General features: G+C 59.5%; 20 protein-coding genes. 10 read left to right on the top strand and 10 right to left on the bottom strand.

What is annotated here, in order from left to right; genetic code table 11:
- Positions 1–141: 141 nt before the first annotated feature.
- The 3 genes from NL112_RS20180 to NL112_RS20170 form a co-directional block, all read right to left on the bottom strand.
- On the bottom strand, positions 142–1,410 hold the full coding sequence (locus NL112_RS20180) for an outer membrane protein assembly factor BamB family protein (RefSeq protein ID WP_255152903.1): 1,269 nt from the start codon (positions 1,408–1,410) through the stop codon (positions 142–144).
- A gap of 291 nt (positions 1,411–1,701) precedes the next feature.
- Positions 1,702–2,106, bottom strand: coding sequence for a hypothetical protein (locus NL112_RS20175; RefSeq protein ID WP_255152902.1), 405 nt, complete (start codon positions 2,104–2,106; stop codon positions 1,702–1,704).
- 43 nt (positions 2,107–2,149) lie between these two features.
- Positions 2,150–2,449 (bottom strand): hypothetical protein, encoded by a 300-nt coding sequence (locus NL112_RS20170; protein WP_255152901.1) that lies wholly within the window; start codon positions 2,447–2,449, stop codon positions 2,150–2,152.
- A 95-nt stretch (positions 2,450–2,544) separates the two neighbouring features.
- Here NL112_RS20170 and NL112_RS20165 point away from each other — a divergent pair, with 95 nt between their 5' ends.
- Together NL112_RS20165 and NL112_RS20160 are read left to right on the top strand one after the other, a co-directional pair.
- Positions 2,545–3,996: a hypothetical protein gene (locus tag NL112_RS20165; RefSeq protein ID WP_255152900.1), complete on the top strand. Its 1,452-nt coding sequence runs from the start codon at positions 2,545–2,547 to the stop codon at positions 3,994–3,996.
- 247 nt (positions 3,997–4,243) lie between these two features.
- A complete protein-coding gene (locus NL112_RS20160) occupies positions 4,244–5,107 on the top strand; it encodes a hypothetical protein (RefSeq protein ID WP_255152899.1) in 864 nt (287 codons plus the stop codon).
- A 69-nt stretch (positions 5,108–5,176) separates the two neighbouring features.
- On the opposite strand, the gene NL112_RS20155 is transcribed toward NL112_RS20160, so the two are convergent.
- The 3 genes from NL112_RS20155 to NL112_RS20145 all read right to left on the bottom strand — a co-directional run bounded on the left by NL112_RS20155 (position 5,177) and on the right by NL112_RS20145 (position 7,437).
- On the bottom strand, positions 5,177–5,374 hold the full coding sequence (locus tag NL112_RS20155) for a hypothetical protein (RefSeq protein ID WP_255152898.1): 198 nt from the start codon (positions 5,372–5,374) through the stop codon (positions 5,177–5,179).
- A 103-nt stretch (positions 5,375–5,477) separates the two neighbouring features.
- Positions 5,478–6,554: a DUF4352 domain-containing protein gene (locus tag NL112_RS20150; RefSeq protein ID WP_255152897.1), complete on the bottom strand. Its 1,077-nt coding sequence runs from the start codon at positions 6,552–6,554 to the stop codon at positions 5,478–5,480.
- Between the two features lie 43 nt (positions 6,555–6,597).
- Positions 6,598–7,437 carry a hypothetical protein gene (locus NL112_RS20145; RefSeq protein ID WP_255152896.1) on the bottom strand — a complete coding sequence of 280 codons (840 nt, stop codon included), beginning with the start codon at positions 7,435–7,437 and terminating at the stop codon, positions 6,598–6,600.
- 154 nt (positions 7,438–7,591) lie between these two features.
- Here NL112_RS20145 and NL112_RS20140 point away from each other — a divergent pair, with 154 nt between their 5' ends.
- On the top strand, positions 7,592–7,789 hold the full coding sequence (locus tag NL112_RS20140; protein WP_255152895.1) for a hypothetical protein: 198 nt from the start codon (positions 7,592–7,594) through the stop codon (positions 7,787–7,789).
- Between the two features lie 315 nt (positions 7,790–8,104).
- Here NL112_RS20140 and NL112_RS20135 read toward each other — a convergent pair whose 3' ends face one another.
- Together NL112_RS20135 and NL112_RS20130 are read right to left on the bottom strand one after the other, a co-directional pair.
- Positions 8,105–8,332, bottom strand: a complete 228-nt coding sequence (locus tag NL112_RS20135) for a hypothetical protein (RefSeq protein ID WP_255152894.1) — start codon at positions 8,330–8,332, stop codon at positions 8,105–8,107.
- Between the two features lie 1,483 nt (positions 8,333–9,815).
- The gene (locus NL112_RS20130; RefSeq protein WP_255152893.1) at positions 9,816–10,487 is read right to left on the bottom strand and encodes an SdpI family protein; all 672 of its coding nucleotides are present in this window, start codon (positions 10,485–10,487) and stop codon (positions 9,816–9,818) included.
- Positions 10,488–10,629: 142 nt separating this feature from the next.
- Between NL112_RS20130 and NL112_RS20125 the strand changes: the two genes are divergently transcribed.
- From NL112_RS20125 to NL112_RS20100, 6 genes are all read left to right on the top strand, one after another.
- A complete protein-coding gene (locus tag NL112_RS20125; protein ID WP_255152892.1) occupies positions 10,630–11,004 on the top strand; it encodes a hypothetical protein in 375 nt (124 codons plus the stop codon).
- A gap of 136 nt (positions 11,005–11,140) precedes the next feature.
- Entirely contained in the window at positions 11,141–11,908 is a 768-nt protein-coding gene (locus NL112_RS20120; protein WP_255152891.1) for an ABC transporter ATP-binding protein, read from the top strand.
- Entirely contained in the window at positions 11,901–13,667 is a 1,767-nt protein-coding gene (locus NL112_RS20115) for a hypothetical protein (RefSeq protein ID WP_255152890.1), read from the top strand. Before NL112_RS20120 ends, NL112_RS20115 begins: the two co-directional genes overlap by 8 nt.
- A gap of 253 nt (positions 13,668–13,920) precedes the next feature.
- Positions 13,921–15,045: a CPBP family intramembrane glutamic endopeptidase gene (locus tag NL112_RS20110; RefSeq protein WP_255152889.1), complete on the top strand. Its 1,125-nt coding sequence runs from the start codon at positions 13,921–13,923 to the stop codon at positions 15,043–15,045.
- A 107-nt stretch (positions 15,046–15,152) separates the two neighbouring features.
- Complete coding sequence (locus tag NL112_RS20105) at positions 15,153–15,866, top strand: CPBP family intramembrane glutamic endopeptidase (RefSeq protein WP_255152888.1); 714 nt, start codon at positions 15,153–15,155, stop codon at positions 15,864–15,866.
- Between the two features lie 81 nt (positions 15,867–15,947).
- Positions 15,948–16,298, top strand: a complete 351-nt coding sequence (locus NL112_RS20100; protein ID WP_255152887.1) for a hypothetical protein — start codon at positions 15,948–15,950, stop codon at positions 16,296–16,298.
- Positions 16,299–16,319: 21 nt separating this feature from the next.
- Here the strand turns inward: NL112_RS20100 and NL112_RS20095 are convergent, their stop codons facing one another.
- Both NL112_RS20095 and NL112_RS20090 read right to left on the bottom strand, forming a co-directional pair.
- The gene (locus NL112_RS20095) at positions 16,320–17,234 is read right to left on the bottom strand and encodes a DUF3267 domain-containing protein (RefSeq protein WP_255152886.1); all 915 of its coding nucleotides are present in this window, start codon (positions 17,232–17,234) and stop codon (positions 16,320–16,322) included.
- A 306-nt stretch (positions 17,235–17,540) separates the two neighbouring features.
- Complete coding sequence (locus NL112_RS20090; protein WP_255152885.1) at positions 17,541–17,834, bottom strand: PadR family transcriptional regulator; 294 nt, start codon at positions 17,832–17,834, stop codon at positions 17,541–17,543.
- A gap of 126 nt (positions 17,835–17,960) precedes the next feature.
- On the opposite strand from NL112_RS20090, the gene NL112_RS20085 reads away from it, so the two are divergent.
- On the top strand, positions 17,961–18,128 hold the full coding sequence (locus NL112_RS20085; RefSeq protein ID WP_255152884.1) for a DUF1931 domain-containing protein: 168 nt from the start codon (positions 17,961–17,963) through the stop codon (positions 18,126–18,128).
- The last annotated feature ends 74 nt before the right edge of the window (positions 18,129–18,202 follow it).

Raw genomic sequence — 18,202 nt, 5'->3', positions numbered from 1 at the left:
GGACAGACTGCTCGGTGCTAGCTGTTTACCAGGGTGGTTTGCCTGACCGTATGGCAGAGTGACTGGAACGACTGTTAGTTGCGAACGCTTGAACCGATGCACCGAACAGTCGTCCACCCGCCCTCCAGCGGTAACAGTGAGTCAGTCTGACAGCACGACAAGTGTCCCGCCACTGTCGTCAGTACTCCAGTAGACGGGGACGTATAGCCGGCTACCGGCAGCAACAGCGTCAAAGCTGACATTGCCAGGTTGATCAACCGTCCACCGTATCTTGCCGGTTCGACGGTCAACAGCGTAGGTCGTTACACGCTCGTCAAGTTGGGGCTTCTCCGTCGTCACGATGACCGATTGCTCCGTCACGAGGGGACGCGTTCGAAGATACACACCATCGTCGGCAGCGAGGGGTGTGCGCCACGTCTCGGTTCCATCCGTCGCTTGGTAGGCAACGAGATCGCCCGCTGCAGTAGTGACGAACAGTCGGGTACTGTCGGTCGCGACGCCGGACGACGTGGTCACCTCCACCGTCCAGACACCCTCACCGGTCGCGACGTCGACAGCATGGATCTGATTACTGCCCGGAACGTACACCCTCTCATTCGCCACGGTCGGCGTCCCGAAATTACTGTCAGATTGGTATATCCACTCCGAGATGCCACTGCCCTCCCGGGGGTCGATTGCAACGATGCTCCCGAGGACGCCTGTCGTGTAGAGGACGTAACCGCCGCCGACCGCCGGGGGAGAGAAAGAAGCGCGGTCGTCGCCAGTCTGGTAGACCCATTGGTCATGGCCCCGTTCGTCAAACGCCAGTAGTTCGTCGCCAGTGGAAATGGCGACTTTGTTCTGAAAGCCGACAGCGGCTTCGTTGACTGAATTACCCGTCTCGTGTCGCCACCGTGGACTACCGTCCCGCACGGCGAGCACGAATATCCCGCTCTCAGCAGCGTTCCCGACGTACACCGAACCATGATAGATGATCGGCGGACACCCGGAGTAGCCACCGCCGACGCTTGGCAGGTCGCGCCGCCACACCTGGCTCCCGTCGTCCATCTGGAGTGAGAACACCGCGCCGCCAGTGAATCCGTTGGACCCATTCGACTCAGACGTGACTCCTCCATGGACGATGACCCGGTTGCCGACGATAGCCGGTGGCGCCATACTCCCAGTGAGAGTAAACGTCCAGTCTTCGCTCGGGTCGTCAATGCGGATCTCTGGGACGAAGCCGGTATGGCGCGTGTTCCGGCCGTACTGGGGCCAGCCAGCGGCTTCGGAGGATAACGGCTCAGTTGTACCGTCCGCAGTCGACGACCACTCACTGCCGAGCAGGCCGTCAACGGTTGCACAGCCTGCAATCGATACAACACCGACTGTACCGGCTGTGGTGAGAAATTCCCGGCGTGAGTGGAGGGCCATGCGTTAGAATTAATCAATCGACAGTTAAGTACTCGTTCTTGTGGCGTAGATTGGTGGTAGTGAACCTCGAACCGGTCAGGTTGATCGAAGCCTCGGTATCAGTAAGTTCCCGTTCCTCAACGCTGGAGTGATTCCCGCAGCTGTCGGATTCCTGGGTAAGCCTGGTCCGTCACAGCCAAAATCTGATTTGGAAGTCAACGGAACAGACGGGGAGTGATCCTCAATCCACGGTATCCTCGGTGAGTCGCGGATGACGAGTGTTCCGGATCCGCTGACGTTCTTCGAATTGCGTCAGGAGGGCGTCGGGCACGACTCCATCGCGCCAAGGGCGGTGCTGATCTGGTTCGTCTCGATCGTGAAGAAGAGACTGAAGCACTGGTTGGTTCCCCAGTCGTCGACGAACGATTCCGCATCCGCTGTCGAGTACGTCGTCTCAAGGTCACCGTCGGTCAAGGCGACTGAGACCGAATACCGCGTTCGGTCACCCATCCACTCCTCGATAATCGTCGTTCCATCGACGATATTCCCTGTCCGCCCTGCAAGGTCGTGCGTGACATCGTATACTCCTTCACCACGCTTCTCGACCGTCACGTGGATTGACACCGAATTCTGCCGACGGTTCATCACCCCGATCTTCCCAAGCCCGACCTCGGGGCTCTGCTCACCCACGCAGCCAGAAAGCGTGGCCACGCTCACACCGAGTGTCACGAGTAGCGTGCGTCGACGCATACTGACGGACTCAGACCCACTCTCTGATCGGCGGGATGATCTCGAGCGTCGCAGCTGCGAGATAGACGCCAAAAGCGAGCACTCCGATCCCGATAGCGACCGTCCCGAGAGAGATCGACGAAAATACGGCCTGTATTCCTGCGATGACGAGGACGAACGCGATTCCGAGCAGCAACACCGTCCCGATCACGTCGAGGAGGGCATCCTTGACGGCGTCTCGAACCACCCTGTAGAGCGCGGCTTCATCGAATCCGGGGTCGAAGGAGTCGCCCCCGTCCGTCTCCGTTGGTCGTTGTGAATCGGGGACCATATCGAACGTTGTTCTCACGCCAGATGAAAAACCTCCCCTCACTAGGGAGATTCTTAAGAATGGCTTGACTCGATTCTGTACTGAGTGACGTAACGGTGGAGCAATTCGACGGGAGTGCTGGCTTGCGCGTCGTGTTCGTTGCTGCGTTAGTAGGTGGTATCCTGCTTTCGGCAGTCGGAGCTCCTGTCAGTGCTCGACCTCCCCCGCATGCGGTCTGTGGCGTCTGTAGCGACACACTCGTCGATGCTGCCGCCGAGAACGGCGTCGCTATCGATCTCGTCGAGAGTTCGCTTTCCATCAGGATCGATCGGTCCGGAGCCGGACACTGGACTGCACGAGTGACGCTCACCGGGTCCGGCATCGAAACACTCCAGGAGAACCAGTCGTTACGCGACAGGGTTGTCCAGCGGGTGTACGAACGCGGCTACGTCGCGGTAGAGGAGCCGACGTCGCTCACGACGTCGATGAATGGGGAGACACTGGTCGTCGAGTACGAGGTACCCGATATGGCCCATCAGAGTGCGGGTGGCGTCTACGTGGTCGATTTCTTCTACTGGCACGGCGGCGAGGCGCGGTGGTTCTATCTCGCTGCAGACTCGATGACGATGCGGGGCCCGCCGGGAACGGTCGTGTCGCACGCTCCAACTGATTCGACGCCTGACAGTGATGTCGTCACGTGGGACGGAAGCGACCAGCAGTACGACCCACTTGGCGTTCAGAGTCACGTCGTGTTCGCACCGGACGACGGTGTCGTCAGCACTGTTGCGACGACGCTTGGAATCGGCGTTGACGTCGCCCAGCTAAAGGCACAGGACCTCGGCGCTGCCGTCGCTCCCTTCGCACTTCTCGTCGCCGTGATCGCGCTTCTGTGGCGGTTCGGATACCGGCTGGCCGAACTCTCACGATCACAGCTGATCGCGCTCGTGGGGGGACCGCTGGCCGCTGTCGGGCTTATCGCAGCGACCGTCGAGACACTCGTTGGCGTTTCTGGCCCGTTGACCGAGCAGCTGGGAGATTTCCTGTTCTATCTGATCTTCGTCGTCGTGGGGACTGGTGCCGGACCGGCGCTCATTCTGGGCGGACCGCTCGTCGTCGGCCAGATACTGCTAGCGAGACGTCTCCTCGGGGGTGAGGCGGATACGACGGAGGCGATGGAAGCAGTGACGCGCCTGCTTCTGTGGCCGACGGCGACGGTTCTCGCCGCACAGTGGCTGCTCTTTCCTGTGGCCGCGGCGGGCGCAGCCGGATACGACACGACATACGGGCTGGTGAGCCTGGTGTTGCCGCCGCTGTACTTCCTCCCACTTGCAGTGACACGCCAGTGGGGGATGCCACTTCGTGTCGCGCTCGCCACCGGCCTCCTTTTCTCGCCTCTTCTAGTCGTATTCGCACTTGCACCACATACGGGGATGAATCTCGTGAGCGTGTCTCTCGTGCTACGATACGTTCCGTGGAGCCTCGTGGTTGCTGCGATCGGGGTACTCGCATACGCGGCAGGCTATCGATTGGTCGCCACCGAGAGGAAACGCGGAGAACGCGTTGGCTGACTGCCTTCTTCGCGGCGTTCAACCGGACGCACGGGCACTACCTCCGGTCTCAGCGGCCTTGTTGAAACCCTCTTGTCGTCGTGCGATTTCGTATAGCGTCCGGTTTCGGCTGGTTCTGTCGAGAACTGTCGGTAGAAGACCTTTCTCCAATGTCATCAGAGAAGGGTTTCAACAGAGCCGTCTCAGCCCCAATCCCAGGCGTCTTCTCGGGACAACAAAGAAGCCAGAAGAGCCCCCATTCGAACGCATGCCCTCCAGACGAGCCGTCGGTTTCAGCCTCGCTATTGGCGTCATTTATGCGGCCGGGGTGCTCCTCGTCGCTCTCAGTCTCGGCTATTCGATCGGGCCATCGCAATATTCGCTCGGTGGCCTCCTGTGGCGATATGGTGGGCTCGTCGTCGTCGCAGCAGTTCCGGTCTGGCTCGCTGTTCGATTCCGGCTCATTACCCCCGTGGTTGCGCTCGTCCTCACAACGGCCTACGTCCTCGGAATGGAACTCACGCCTCCTGGACCAACGTTTCGCGACGTCGCCGAACTGGAACGACTCGCCGAGCCGACCGGCATCCTGGTCGTCGAGAACGGGCTCTACATCGTCCGCTATATGGTCAACGCATCGGTCTGGACGGTCGGGTTCCTGTTCCTCGGACTCGTCGAGTACGTGATTCGAGATATGTGGACACGAGTGCCGTCAGTTTCGGGATCGCTTCCGTGGTTGTCAATTCCAGCTCCACGACGACGAGCAATTGCTATCGCTTCTGTAGGCGGTCTTCTGCACGCCGTTGTTATGGTGTGGTACGCTGCTCGGCTCGGGGTAACGCTTTCTGGTGGCTTCGAATGGCTGTTGTATCTGTTCGGTGCCGTTGGCATGTGGGTGCTCGCGGCGGTTCCACTCTACTTCTTAGTCCGACATCGCCTGATCGCGCCAGCGACGCTACTGACGGTGTTCATCCTGATCGACGTGCAAGCAGAGTTCACGGCGAGTGTGGAGGATCCCCACGCACTCTACTTCGGCGGCTGGTTCCTCTACTTGGGGATACTCCTCATCGTAGCAGGTATCGAATACGGTCTTCGCCGCCTTGACGTGCTTCAGCGATTCGCTTCCGAGGTCTGAAATTGTATTGTGGTTCTATCGGACCATCTCTCATAGGTACTCGACGAGTGTGACCTACCCACCGGTGTCCTACTGATACCGTTTCAAAACCAACAGCCCAGCGAAGAACGCAGCTGCCGCGAACAGCGTCGAAACGAACGCCGTACCCCAGAGCAGTACGCCGCTCACGTCGGCTTGATACGTGACGATTGCGCTGACAACTACAGCGACAAGAATAGCCGAGTACACCTCTAGATCACTGAAGCTCCTCAGCTGCTCTTTCAACACGTACTGAAGGAGAAGACTGTCTGTGAAAAACGTCACTCCCGTTTGATCACAGGTCCGGCTCGTCCTCGCTGAAGAAGTTCGACAGCACGATCATCTTGACGCGCTAGTTCTCGCCGCCGAGAGTCCATCGGCCGACGTCATCGACGATCACCATCGATTCGGATCCAGAGGTCTGGGTCGGCCGGGATTCAAGACGAAACACGAGCCAACCAGCGATGCGGTCTCCCGGTCCGATTGTCCCGTCAGCGGCCGCCTGACGCGTGTCGTAGTTTGTGTACGTGGTTCCGTTCGTCCGGAAGTTTCCGTCGACGTAGACCTGATTGCAGTTGTGCGACGGTTCGCCGAAATTTTGTGCGCTACACGTTGGCGCAATCACTGTGATATCGCCGACGGATGTGCCCGGAAGTTGCCGTCGCGTCTCACCCCGGTTTTCGACGGAGACACGCACCAAGAGGAGCTGCCGGCTGTCGCCACCGTGAACCCTCTCATCCTCAATTTCAGCTATCTCGGGTACAGTCCGAGCGTCTGTGACAGCCACAGCAAGTCCGTTTGCAGTTACTGGTTGACCGATTCCGACGACAGGTAAGGCGATTACGGAGGTGATAGCTAGACTCGCACCGAAGAGGACGCCGAGAACGAGAAGGGACCGTACCGCGGTTTCCGTCAGCGGCGATTCAGAAGGAACCTCGGGTAGCCATCGCTCAGTATCGACCACTCCTGTCGGTCGCACTACCCAGTACCAGAGTGGCGTTCCGATCGCGATAGCGAGGCCAAATGGGACGAACGTCTGTACCAAGAGCCGTGAGGTGGCACTGACAGGAAAGATGAGTGCGACGCCTATCACGGAACCGGCGAGGCCGGGGAGGAATCGAACCTCCCGAAACGGACCCAGAAGGTAGTCGCCTGGGCGGTCAAACCAATCCCAGACTGGGCGTCCGAGCCAGTACCAGATGGGGGATGCAACTCCAAGCCCGGCTGGTATCAAGACGAGGAAGATGGCAACGAGGAGACGATCGTCGCCATACCCGAGCTGCCAATTTCCCCCAAGCAGTATGCTGAGAATGCTGCCAAGGAGGATCACACCGCCGAGTGCTCCAACTGCTCCGCGAAGCACCCGCATTTCGGCGGGCAGGTAGCCTCGGAGGGTGCGGATCGGGGCTGGCCACCTGTCTCTATCCATTCATCTAACTACTCCGAACAATTCGGTAAATCTCTTCGGGCGCTCAGGCGCTGTATGCATACCAGAGTAGCAGCATCCCGAAGAGACCGAACATCGCCCCTGCGTACAATGCAACAGCCTGCCCGTCTCCCGGCGGAAGAATCACCCAGAGAACCGGGCCCAGAGCGATCATGCCGAGACCGAAGAGTCCGGCGACGAGTCGTTCCGTTCGACCAATCGTCGAGCGTGCCCGCCTCGAAGACTCCGTGCCCGTATCAATCAGCTCCGTGACTACATCGACGTAGTTGGAAGGGAGGAATATGAGACGAGGCGCGGTCGGGACACCCCGTGTATACGAGAGCCAGCAGACGGCGAACGTACCTACGGAACCCATCCGAAATCCGCTGACTGCTTCGAGCGGAACCTCGGTGTCGTCGATGACGAGCGTTCCAACCGCTGGCTCAGCGTGACCACTCGTCGGAAACGCTGCGGTAAGGACAAGCGGCACCCAGCTGGCGATGAACACCACGAACGGTGCAGTTGGATGCAGCTGCGCGCTCCCGAGAAGGATGAGTGCGCCACAGACGCTCCCGATGACGAGCCCGCGCCGCGAATATCGGTTCCAGAACGGGTCGGTGAGATTCGTCTCGAGTAGTGCCGGAAGATAGCGACGGGAAAGCAGCGCCAGTATCGCGAAGGCGACGATCCCGACTGCCCGAGCGAGGTCACCATCCAGCACCGCCGAAACGACAAGCCAGAGTAACAGCCCACCGGCGAGGAGTGCGATGCCACCGAAGATGCTGGGACACACGTACGCGAGGATCTGTAAGAGAAGGGAATCCGTCACGTCAAGTTCCCAGTCAACTGCGACGGCACCCGGATCGGAAGTGGACTGCGCCATCATCTCACCCAGGAGTGGACTTGTGAAACGAAGAGGAAGAACGCAATCATACCCAGAATAACGGCTGCTGCCTCTTGTGTATACCTGAAGCGAACGCTCACAAGCGACGTTCCCACGCAGCGTAATTCATACCTTCCCCCGGTCGATGGTTCCTCACATGCCCTCCATCGAGTCGTTTTCGACGAAACGCGGTACAGCGCGCTTCACCGAGGACGCCGTTCACTTCGACGAGTCGGCTGTCGGGTACATTCGGTCGCTCTACCGGGAGTACTGGAAAATTGACATCCTCCTCGCGCTAAAGCGCGAGGATTCCCACGGTACCGCACCGCTGAGTTGGGGTGTTTACGGTTTGTAGTCGCCTTGGAAGCCAACTACTGGCTGTGCCAACCAGCCGTTACTCCTATCCCGGGAAGGGATTCGGAGATACTTTTGCTACCTGCACCCCGTGTTCCAGCACAGAAAGGGGTGCTTTCTGCGTGGAATCGAGGAATCCCGATATTGTCCGATTAGCAGGGCGGGCAGGCCGCCTCGGTTGATTGTTAATACGGTGACTCATTACGTAAAACATCCGTTCGGGGCGGCCAACGTGGCTTGTGTACGAGTTGTCGGATTCATCCCCGCGCTAAAGCACGGGGCTTTCTCCTTGTACTTCTGTAACACGAATTTGTGGTCACGCTCTGTACTGCTGAAATTCAATCCAGCACAGTGAAACGAGCCCAGCTAGGCCGAACGCTGTCGCAAAGAACACGACCTGGTTATCCAGAAACCGAGACAACCCGAAGAAACCAGTCCTATTGATGTATCCGAGCCCAAAGAAAAGTCCCACAACGACAGCGGCAGCGCCTATCCGCAACCCCAATTCTCGCAGGAAATTCTCGAAGGACAGATCGTGTGCCATACAGTACGTCCGTAACTGCTGATATTTTGGTGTGTTGCATCTCAGATGCCCCGACGTGGGGGATTCGGTCGGTACGCTCCAAAACGGCCCTGATCTCGCTGACTGAGTCCGGAACGATTTTTGACGGCCGTGCCAGTCCCGACGAAGAGCAGTCCGAGCGCACCGAGAGCGTATATGGTGGTCTCGGCAGGTGAGCCCGTTACGAGCATCGCGGCACCACCGACGAAACAGAGGAGGCCGGCGATAAGTAGCCCATTACCGAGTTTTCGAGCCGTATCTTCGTTCATTGAGTATCTAATGAGAGTACGGGACAAGTCACGGTAGTCGTTTCTAAGATAATCTCACAGGCCTCTGTCGAAACCGTCAATGGCTGACGATACCGTCGTGCGAGATACAGCGCGTGAATGCAGCACAGACCCACCTCATTACAATCTATCTGTCTCAGTTACGGGAGCGTTCCGTCCTCCGCGTAGCAATTGAACCGGAGACTCGCGGTCGCGATTTGCTCGCCTTCCGAACTAATCAATGAGGCCGTGTACTCACCATGAACCGGTGGAGGACCTAACGGTACCGCATATAGTTCGCCACTGCTGGATCCGAATACCGAGTAATCTTCGGGGTCAAGACTGCTCATCCCACGATCATTCATGAGCGGAACCGAAGCAACGAGGGTGTCGTCACTATCTCGTATCCGTACTGTGTGATACAGCTCACCGGAAATAGCCTGCTCGGAGACCAGTATCCCGAGAGCGATCTGTTCGTCACCTTGTATTGGGGCAATCTCACGGAGGTGTTGCGAGCCGCTACCCACTCCTTGACTGGAACACCGAGCGACGGTGTCGTCGTTACCGAGACAGCCAGCGGTCACGCTCAAGATGCCAGCTACACCCGCAATCAGTTCACGTCTGGAGGGCACAAAGCGTGCTGTGTTCCCACGAGTTGTAATACTACGGGTACTACGGCACTCGTGCGCTGGATTTGCCACGGTGGTCGAACATTGTCCGGCCCCGTTGAAATACTCTGATGACGACAGAAATGGCGTACTACATAGAGAGCGTATAGTTAGCAGTCTGCATACTACGGAGACGCCAACCGGCAGACGGTCACCCGCGTAACGATCCTCATCACACTCATTTACGGCGTTTTTACTCTCCAACTACCCATTGCTGTCATCGCAGCCTGCGTCGTCTACCTCACCGCGTGGCTCACCGGCTCGGACAGCCCACTCAACGCACCTGACACGCAGGTCTTCCCGGTCGAATCGACGGCTACCAACGAATTCGACTATAGCGAGTGATTCGGCAACCTACGGGCTCTTAGAGGTTCTCAATCGCCGGATGTGGTACGTGGTTTGTTCAGTGATTCCCCTGTATTGAGCACTCAGTGTAGTCCAAACTAAGTAATTCCTCGGTGCTGACTATGCGCCCTGTATGCAGCAAGGCCTCGATAAACTATCATACGCCGAGAGTTTTAACAGCGCCTCTCACAGTGAGTTTGTCGAGTCCGGATCTGAGTCTCGCTCAAGCTGCTCGTACACGTAGTACGAGTAGACAACAGTGATTCCCGCGGTGAGGAGCGCCGGCACGATGAGGAAATAGACAGCATAGTCACCGAAGAAGAGGCCGATGAGCGCGATGAGCGCAGTCAGTTTAAACAAGCGACCACCGAGGTGATGTGTTCGAGCCCAGACTTCGTCGCTCGAGAGCGTCCATGGCGTCCGGATGCCGACGAACCAGTTGCGTTCGGCGTGAGTGAGGAGCACTCCAACGTAGTAGAACAGGCCCGCGACGGCCGCAAGGACGAGGAGCGTGAAGTTGAATTCGTAGCCGAGATTGAACGCGATGACACCGCCGTGGATGACAGTCATAAACACGACGAACACGACGACGAACCAGTCATACACCGGGCGGAATGAGACGATGTTCTCCCGAAGCGGGCCGATGCGCGGGATGGCCGCGAAGACGACGAGAAGGACAGCGGAGATCGCTGGAAAGAGTGCGAGTGCTGCTGGCTTCGACATCGTTCCATCCGGTTGTCCAGCGGCGTTCCAGTGTGTCGCCATCCGTGTGGGGAGTTCTGGTGCGGCGAGCACACTCATCACACCGGAGATGACGACGACTGCCGCCGCGATCAGAAACCGTCGACGAGAATTCATAGCCGATGATAGACGCTCGACTCTGATGAAGCGGTCGGTTCAACGGCTCTCTACCCACTCTTCGTACACCTGACCGTCCACGTACACCGACTGAATCGGGTTTCCCGCATGGTATTACGAGAATCCGCTCTGAATACGCGGTATGGTTACCACAGTAGAACAATACGGCACTGGTGGGGGAATCCCGATTGGAGCAGGAATCGGTGGAACTGCGGCGATGATCACCGGACTCCAATCTGAGTTCGCGGTCCTAGCTGGATTCGGTGCCGCAGGCGGGCTCGTAATCGGTGGCTTTGCAGGCCGATTCGCTGACGCAAATCTGGATCAGACAAACTGGCAGTATCGCCTGATTGGGTTCACTCTGTTTGTCAGTATCGTCGTTGGAGCACTTCTCGGGGGGCTCTCGGCGTGGATGGTTGATCGATCACTTACTACGGGATTGTTCGCTGGAGGCGCGACGGGAGGTGTGTTCAGCATCTTCATGAGCGTGATCCTCATCTCTGCGGGTCGCAAATAATCCGCGTCTGCGTCATCGGCACGCCCACCGTAGGCTGACGATCAAACTCTTGACTTCGCAGGAGAGTGGGTTTAGATGAGTTGTCGCATGACCACCTATATCTGCTGAGCAATCGACATCCTCCCTAATTGGATCAATGCCCGCTATCGAGACCTCCGCCCTGACCAAACAGTACGGTTCGACGATAGCCGTTGATCAACTCAACCTCTCTGTCCCCGATGGCACGGTGTATGGCTTCCTCGGCCCGAATGGGGCCGGGAAGACGACGACGATGCGGATGCTTACCGGCCTCACGACGCCGACTAGTGGGTCAGCCACCGTCGCCGATGTCCCAGTCACGGATCGGGATGCCCTCCGGCCGCATATCGGGTATCTGCCCGAAGAACCTCCGCTGTACGAGCAGGCCACTGCCTACGAACAACTGGAGTACGTCGCTGGACTCCGTGACCTCCCCGAGCAACAGACGAAGGAACGAATCGACGAACTACTCGGCCGTCTCGACCTCTCGCCGGATGACGCGGCGACCCGCATCGCGGATTACTCGAAAGGAATGCGACAGAAAGTGGCGTACATACAGGCAATCCTCCACGACCCTGACGTCGCATTCCTCGACGAACCCACGTCCGGACTTGACCCGCGAGCCGCACGGACCATTCGCGAACTCATCGGCGAGCTCACCGACCAGGGCACCACGGTCTTTCTCTCGACGCACATCCTCCCCGTCGTCGAAGCAGTCGCCGACACCGTCGGGATCCTCTACGATGGCCGGCTCGTCGCTGAAGATGCCCCCGACCAACTGACGCAGCGTGCCGAGACTGGCGAGACGCGGACGCTCGAAGAGGCCTTCCTGGAAATCACGAGTTCCGATCCCGCCGAGGACGACGCGGAGGCGACACATGGCTGAGTCGAAGTGGCCGCAGCACGCACTCCGGGTCGGCGTCTTCGAATTCCGTCGTTCAGTCAGAGCAATCTGGCAGGATAAAGCGAGAGCGTTCCTCATGGCAGCGGGACTCGTCTTCCCGTCGCTCATGCTCGTCGGGTTCATCTACCTCTTTTCGGGAGCGATTCGAAACGTCGGAACAGTTTCACTCCCGCCGGTCGCCCGTGGAACAGTCGCGCTTCTGTGGCTGTTTGGCGTGTTTATCGCCACCCAGCGTGTCGTTTCTGCCCGGCCACGCATCGACGCCGAACCGCTCATGCTCACGACCGTCTCTGCCAGAACGGTCGTTGGCGGACTACTGGTCGCCGAGACACTCCGCGTCCTCGCGTATCTCGGGCTTCCAGTCCTGGTCCTGACGGGCGGCGTCGTCTACCTGTTCGGCTCACTGGTGAGTATTCTCCTGATACCACTCGCCGCCCTCCTCCTCGGTCTCACTGCTGTCCTCGTTGGGATGGCTCTTGGCTACGCGATCGCGCTAGTGATCGCCACCTTCCCGTTCGTCGCCCGCCACAAAACGGCCTTGGGCGGGATTGCCGTCGTCGTTGCGATGGGAGGCTACCTACTCGTGACACTGCCACAGTTCGGCGCGGTCGGACAGGAGTCGCTCGCCATTCTCCCGGTCGGATGGTTCGTCGATCTCGCCGTCATCGGCAGCCCCGTTCGAGGATCGATGACGCGAGCGGGCGTCGCTGTGGGCGGAAGCCTACTCGTCGTAGTCGGCGGAATCGTACTTGTCGAACGTGAGGCGACTCGACTCTGGTTCACAGACCCTGTCAGCGGTGAGAAAGAGACAGACGTAGACCCCGAACATACCACGCCCAAGCAAGATGGGACTCGAACGGCGTTGGCAGACGCGATCGCACCGCTTGGGATTCCGCGGGGAATCTCCCAGCCCACCCGCCGGGTCGCCCAGTGGACTCTCTTACGAACGCGACGCGATCCCCGGCGGCTCAACTTCCTGCTGTTGCCCGTCGTGATGGTGGGCAGTGGCTTGGTTAGCTCGGGAATGCAGGCCGTATCCCCCTGGATGGTCTTCGCGCCTGCCGCTGCCGTCCTCTTGCCCTGGATGGCAGGCGCGACGTTTGCCATGAATCCACTCGGAGACGAAGGCACAGTTCTCCCCGTCACGCTCATCTCGGTATCGGGGACTGCCTACGTCCGCGGACTGATGCTTCCCGGCCTGTTGTTCGGGGTTCCGGTCGTTGTACTCGTGACCGGGGGTACGGCACTCGTCGGATCGTTCGAACTGCCGGTCACGATTGGACTCTTGGGAGTGAGTCTCCTGACGACCCTCGTCGCCGTCACAACAGCGCCAGCTGTCGGGCTGTGGTTTCCGCGGTTCAGCGCGATCAGTATCGGACAGAGTCGTGAAGTGATCCCGCCACGGTTGCTGACGACCGCATTCCATTTCCTGGGTGTGACGATTCCAGGAGCGCTTCTGGCGGTACTCCTCCTCGAACCACAACTCGCTCGAACGCTCATCGCGGGCCTCATCGGCTTCCTCCCGGCTGCGCTCCTGCAGCTAGCTACTGGTGGGGGGAGCGGAGTCCTCTCGGACGTGGGGGCGTGGTTTCACGGCATCGGAACGGCTATCCAGTCCATCGGGACCGACTCGTTCCGACTCACCACTGGCAGTCTCCTCGTCGTCGGTGCTGTTACCGTCGCCATCCTCTCATACTGGGTCGCGTTGCGACGATTCGATAGCTACTCGCCACCGATGTGACTGGAACCTCTCGGATTTGCTGTGAACGTTCAGTCGTTGAGACTGGCCGTCGCAATACATACTGTCTTCGACTTCCTCGCGGGCGAGCCTCGCGGTAGGCATCGCATCATCTACTATCAGACGGATGGCTGTTCGATCACATAGCCACACCTACGGACCAGTCGTTTTGGAACGAAGCGGAAAGCGTCCCGTCCGTCGGACGCTCGGACAGGATATATAATCAAGATGGTCGAAGCATCGACCGTGACCGACAATGGGACTCGAGGGGCGGGGTGACGCCGAGACGACGGGTGGATCCGTCAGTCCAGTCCGACTCTTCGGTGCAGGTGTTGGCGCGAGCCTTGTCGGCATCGTCGCGACGATCGTCGTGGCCGCGAGCGCGTCGAACGTTCTTTCGGACGCGATAGTTGACGCCGGAACACTCACCGCCGTCGCTGTCGTTGCACTCCCGGTCGGCCTCGCTCTCGGTGTCCGGTATCGCAGGCAGTGGCCCTGGCCAGCACTCGTCGCGGGCGGGCTCACTGGAGTGTTCCTGTTCGTCCGCGGCCAGGTCTTTCTCGCTCAGGGAGACCCGGTCTCGTATCCGCTACTGTTTGGCCTTCCGGGCACTGCCGTCGCGGTCGGAGTCACGCTCGGGGCTGGCTGGATCGGTGCCCGGCCGCGAGTCAGCCGTGCGTTATCGCCGTCACAGCTTTCACCGCTCGCTCGTGCGGGACTGATTGTCGCCGGTGGCTGGACGGTGATCGAACTCCTGTTCGGGGTGGGTCTCGGGGCGACGGTCGGGACCACCCTCGATAACACGTTCGTCGGAGCCCTCGTGGCGACGGTCGTCGGCTTCCCGGTCGCCGCGCTGTTCGCGGTCCGGGCCGGCCGTCGCGTCGGCATCGACCGCGAGAAGTGGGATTACCGGACGACCGGCCGTATCGTGGGCGCGGGGATAGCAGCGGGAGTGGTGACGACTCTCGCCGTGCAGGGTGTCGGCCTCCTCGTCGCGTCACTCACCGGGACGGATACGACAGTCGCGGCGTTCGGATTCCTGCTCACCGACCTCGAAGCCGGGTTGTGGGTGTTCGCACTGTTCGCGTTCGCCCATGGGATCGTTGCGCCGGTGACGGAGGAACTGGCCTGGCGCAGCGTCGTCCAGTCGGCACTGGTCGAGGCGTGGGAGCCGGCGGTCGGCATCGCCGTCACAGCGATACTGTTCACGGCCAAACACGCGGTGCTCGACGCGTCGCTCGCACGGGTGCCGACGGTGCTGGTACTCGCGGCCGCCCTCGGACTCGTCCGACACCGATGGGGAACGACCGCGAGTACGGTCGTCCACGCGGTCGTCAACCTCGCGAGCGTCGCCGGACTCGCGCTCCTCGTGTACGGGTGATGCGGTTGCTGCCGTGGTGGCTGTTTCCAGTATCGGGTTGTCGTTCGGTGCCGTCTGCCGAAGGGGTTTCCCAAACGCCTACCTGACTCGCGGCGGTCGTGTCGTCCATGTCGAACGTCGACACCCGTCGCGCTGGCCTCGTTCGTCCAGTCGCGGAACTGGTGGGGCTCACTATCGTCGCGTTTCTCATCTCGGTGGTCGCCGGTGTCGCGTTCATCGTCCCGATGCTCGTGCTGGGATACGGGATCGAAACGACGATAGTCCTCATCGGGTCCACGGCTGCGGGCCAGGTCGCATTCCTCGTCGTCGGATACGCCTACTGCAGGCTCCGTGGCGTCTCGGTCACCATCGCACGCCCGTCAGGCCGACAGCTCCTCGTCGTACTCGGCGGAACCGTCGCCGCGCTGGTGGTCGCGACCGTGCTGTCGGTCTTGCTGACCGTTCTCGACCTACTGCCACAGTCAGTCATCGGCGACATCGCCACGCGGAATCCGACGTTCCTACTCGGATTGGCTGCGCTCTCGGTGGTCCTCGTCGCACCCGCAGAGGAGTGGCTCTTTCGCGGTGTCATTCAGGGCCGTCTTCGGCAGCGGGTCGGGCCAGTCCCAGCGATCGCAGGGTCGAGTCTCCTGTTCGGGTCGATGCACCTCGCGAATTATTCGGGGGCACTGCTCCCGGTGTTCGCGGGCGCAGCACTCATCGTCGTCGTCGGCTGCGTGTTCGGTGCACTGTACGAATACACCGGCAACCTCACAGTCCCCATCGTGACGCACGCGACGTACAATGTCGTGTTGATGGGACTCTCGTACCTGTCGATCTAGCGGCACAGATGCCGACCAGCGTCAGCATCTCCCCGAAGAAAGCCCACCTAATTTTGTATAACTCACCGTTGAGACGCGTGTATGTACCTTCGACCCTGGATCAGCGGTACTGTAATCGCTGTCTTTACCGGTGGGGCAGCGAACGTCGTCTTCGGTGTCGGTCCGCGACTCGCCGGACTCTGTGGTCTCGTGTGGGGTATCGTCGGGTGGACGGCCATCGGCTATCCAGCAGGCTTTTCGGTCTCGTTCAGGGGACTAGATGGACGTGATCGCTGGCTTGAGGGAATGAGCCTGCTGCTCATCGCCTGTGCCTTCGCAACGATCAGAGTGATTCCGGTACAGGGAGGGACGGCGTCCGTCCTCTACGTCGAAACGCTCGGGTTGAGTATTGGATTAGCGACACTCGGAGCGCTTATCGAGACCCACAATTGAGCCCAGCCAACCGGATCCTAGTTACTCGGATTCCACGGTTGTCGTAACGGGGCGCTTGCCTCGGAGGTAGCTCCGGAGAAACGCATAGCCGAGTCCGAGTGTCGCACCGAGACTTAGTACACCGGGACCGACACCGAAGGAGATCTCGGTTGGCGTATTGGTGAAGGAGAACAGGTACGTGATCGTACCGGGGGTACCGACGGTAAGCGACTCAACACCGAGCAGCGACAAGAGGATCGGGCCGCCAATTGCTAACAGGATTAGGCTCCCAAACACAGCTACAGCAGCACCAGAAAGAGCGTCCCAGACGAGTGTCGTAATCGAGAGTGATCGCGGACGGTCAGCGCTACGCCCGAGAATTCGAACGCCATCTTCGTGATCCACTATTCGGATATGGGAGGGATAGCTCAGTACCATCAACGTCATCCAGATGTCCGCGACCGCTCCCGCAGCGTTCAACGTGAGCGGGACGATCAACCAGCCCCACTCGAAGGCGATCATGAGAGGCACCCCGAGGAGCGTCAGGACGACGAGCGGCGTTAGGAGAACCACCACGAACTGGTTCCGCGAGAATTCGTGATCCGTCGTCGCATACGCGTATGGCAGAATGAAATGCGCGATTCCGACACCATAGCGTGCCTTGCCACCGTAGTACCGAATGGCGAGCCCGTGAAGCCACTCGTGTGGAACGATAAAGACGGTCGCCAGAATCACGATAACCAGCACGTTCAACGCGTCAGTCCACCACCCGATACCCGGCGGCGCAAACTGGAAGCTCGCTGGATGTCCTGTCATAGCCTGGTAGAGAGAACTGAACACTGCCCAGCCGACGATCATCCCGAGCGTGCCGATCGCAGTCATCTGGATCGTGAGTCCTCGCGTTAGTTCGAGATCCGCGAGGACCGTCTCTGAGTCGCCGCTGTTACCGGCAGCCATACTGAACAGTCATGTCAGGTATACTCTTGAAATATGTCGTAGTCGGCTCGAAAGACCAGATAGTACGCAAACGGAATCGAGAGAAGTGTCACACCCCCCACGTAGAACAGGACGGCACTAGGGTCTCGAAGAAAGACACCTGCCACGATTCGAGTCGCGATACTGACCCCGAAGATGATGATGCCGAAACGCACGAACGATTCATCCATACACGAGAGACATATTCGACGAGTCATCGGCTATTGCGACGTCTACCAGAACCCTCCTGTAGGAACGGGTTCGCATAGGTGACCCGTGTGAGTGAATCTACGCGGACGCAGACTCTGCAATCTCGATGTACTGAGACTCCCATTCACGGCGGGCTTCGATTTCACGGCGCCCGCGGCGCGTGAGTGTATATACGTTTGTCCGGCGGTCTTTCTCCCCTTTCTCGACGAGCCCCTTCTCGACGAGGGTATCAAGGTTCGGGTAGAGACGGCCATGATGGATCTCCTTCTCGTAGTAGTCCTCAAGTTCCTCCTTGATAGCGAGACCGTGGGGCTCGTCGAGGCCAGCAATCACATACAGGAGGTCGCGCTGAAATCCCGTCAGGTCGTACATTGTTCCAGCCGTTGATAGCTTGTGTAACGACATACGTCTGTTGCTCGTGAACGGGGCAAGCAGGGCACGTACTCGCAAATCAACACCTGTACGTTTATACAGACGACGGAAGAACAGCCCATGCGTATGGCAGACCTGATCGTCAAATCCGCCGTGAAGGAACAGCTCGACGAGATGAATGTGGCTGCAGATTTCTACGACGCCCTCGATGAGGACGTTGCCGAACTGTTGGACGACGCAGCCCGTCGGGCCGAAGCAAACGACCGGAAGACGGTCCAGCCCCGCGACCTGTAATATCCCAGGTTTCACCGACTGACTCGTTACTTGAAGAGAGCTCTGCAAGGGGTATCCTCAGAGAAGAGTGGGGT

The organism is Halorarius halobius (assembly GCF_024298865.1).
GTDB classification, from domain to species: domain Archaea; phylum Halobacteriota; class Halobacteria; order Halobacteriales; family Haloarculaceae; genus Halorarius; species Halorarius halobius.
This window is presented reverse-complemented; position numbering and strand designations above follow the sequence as displayed.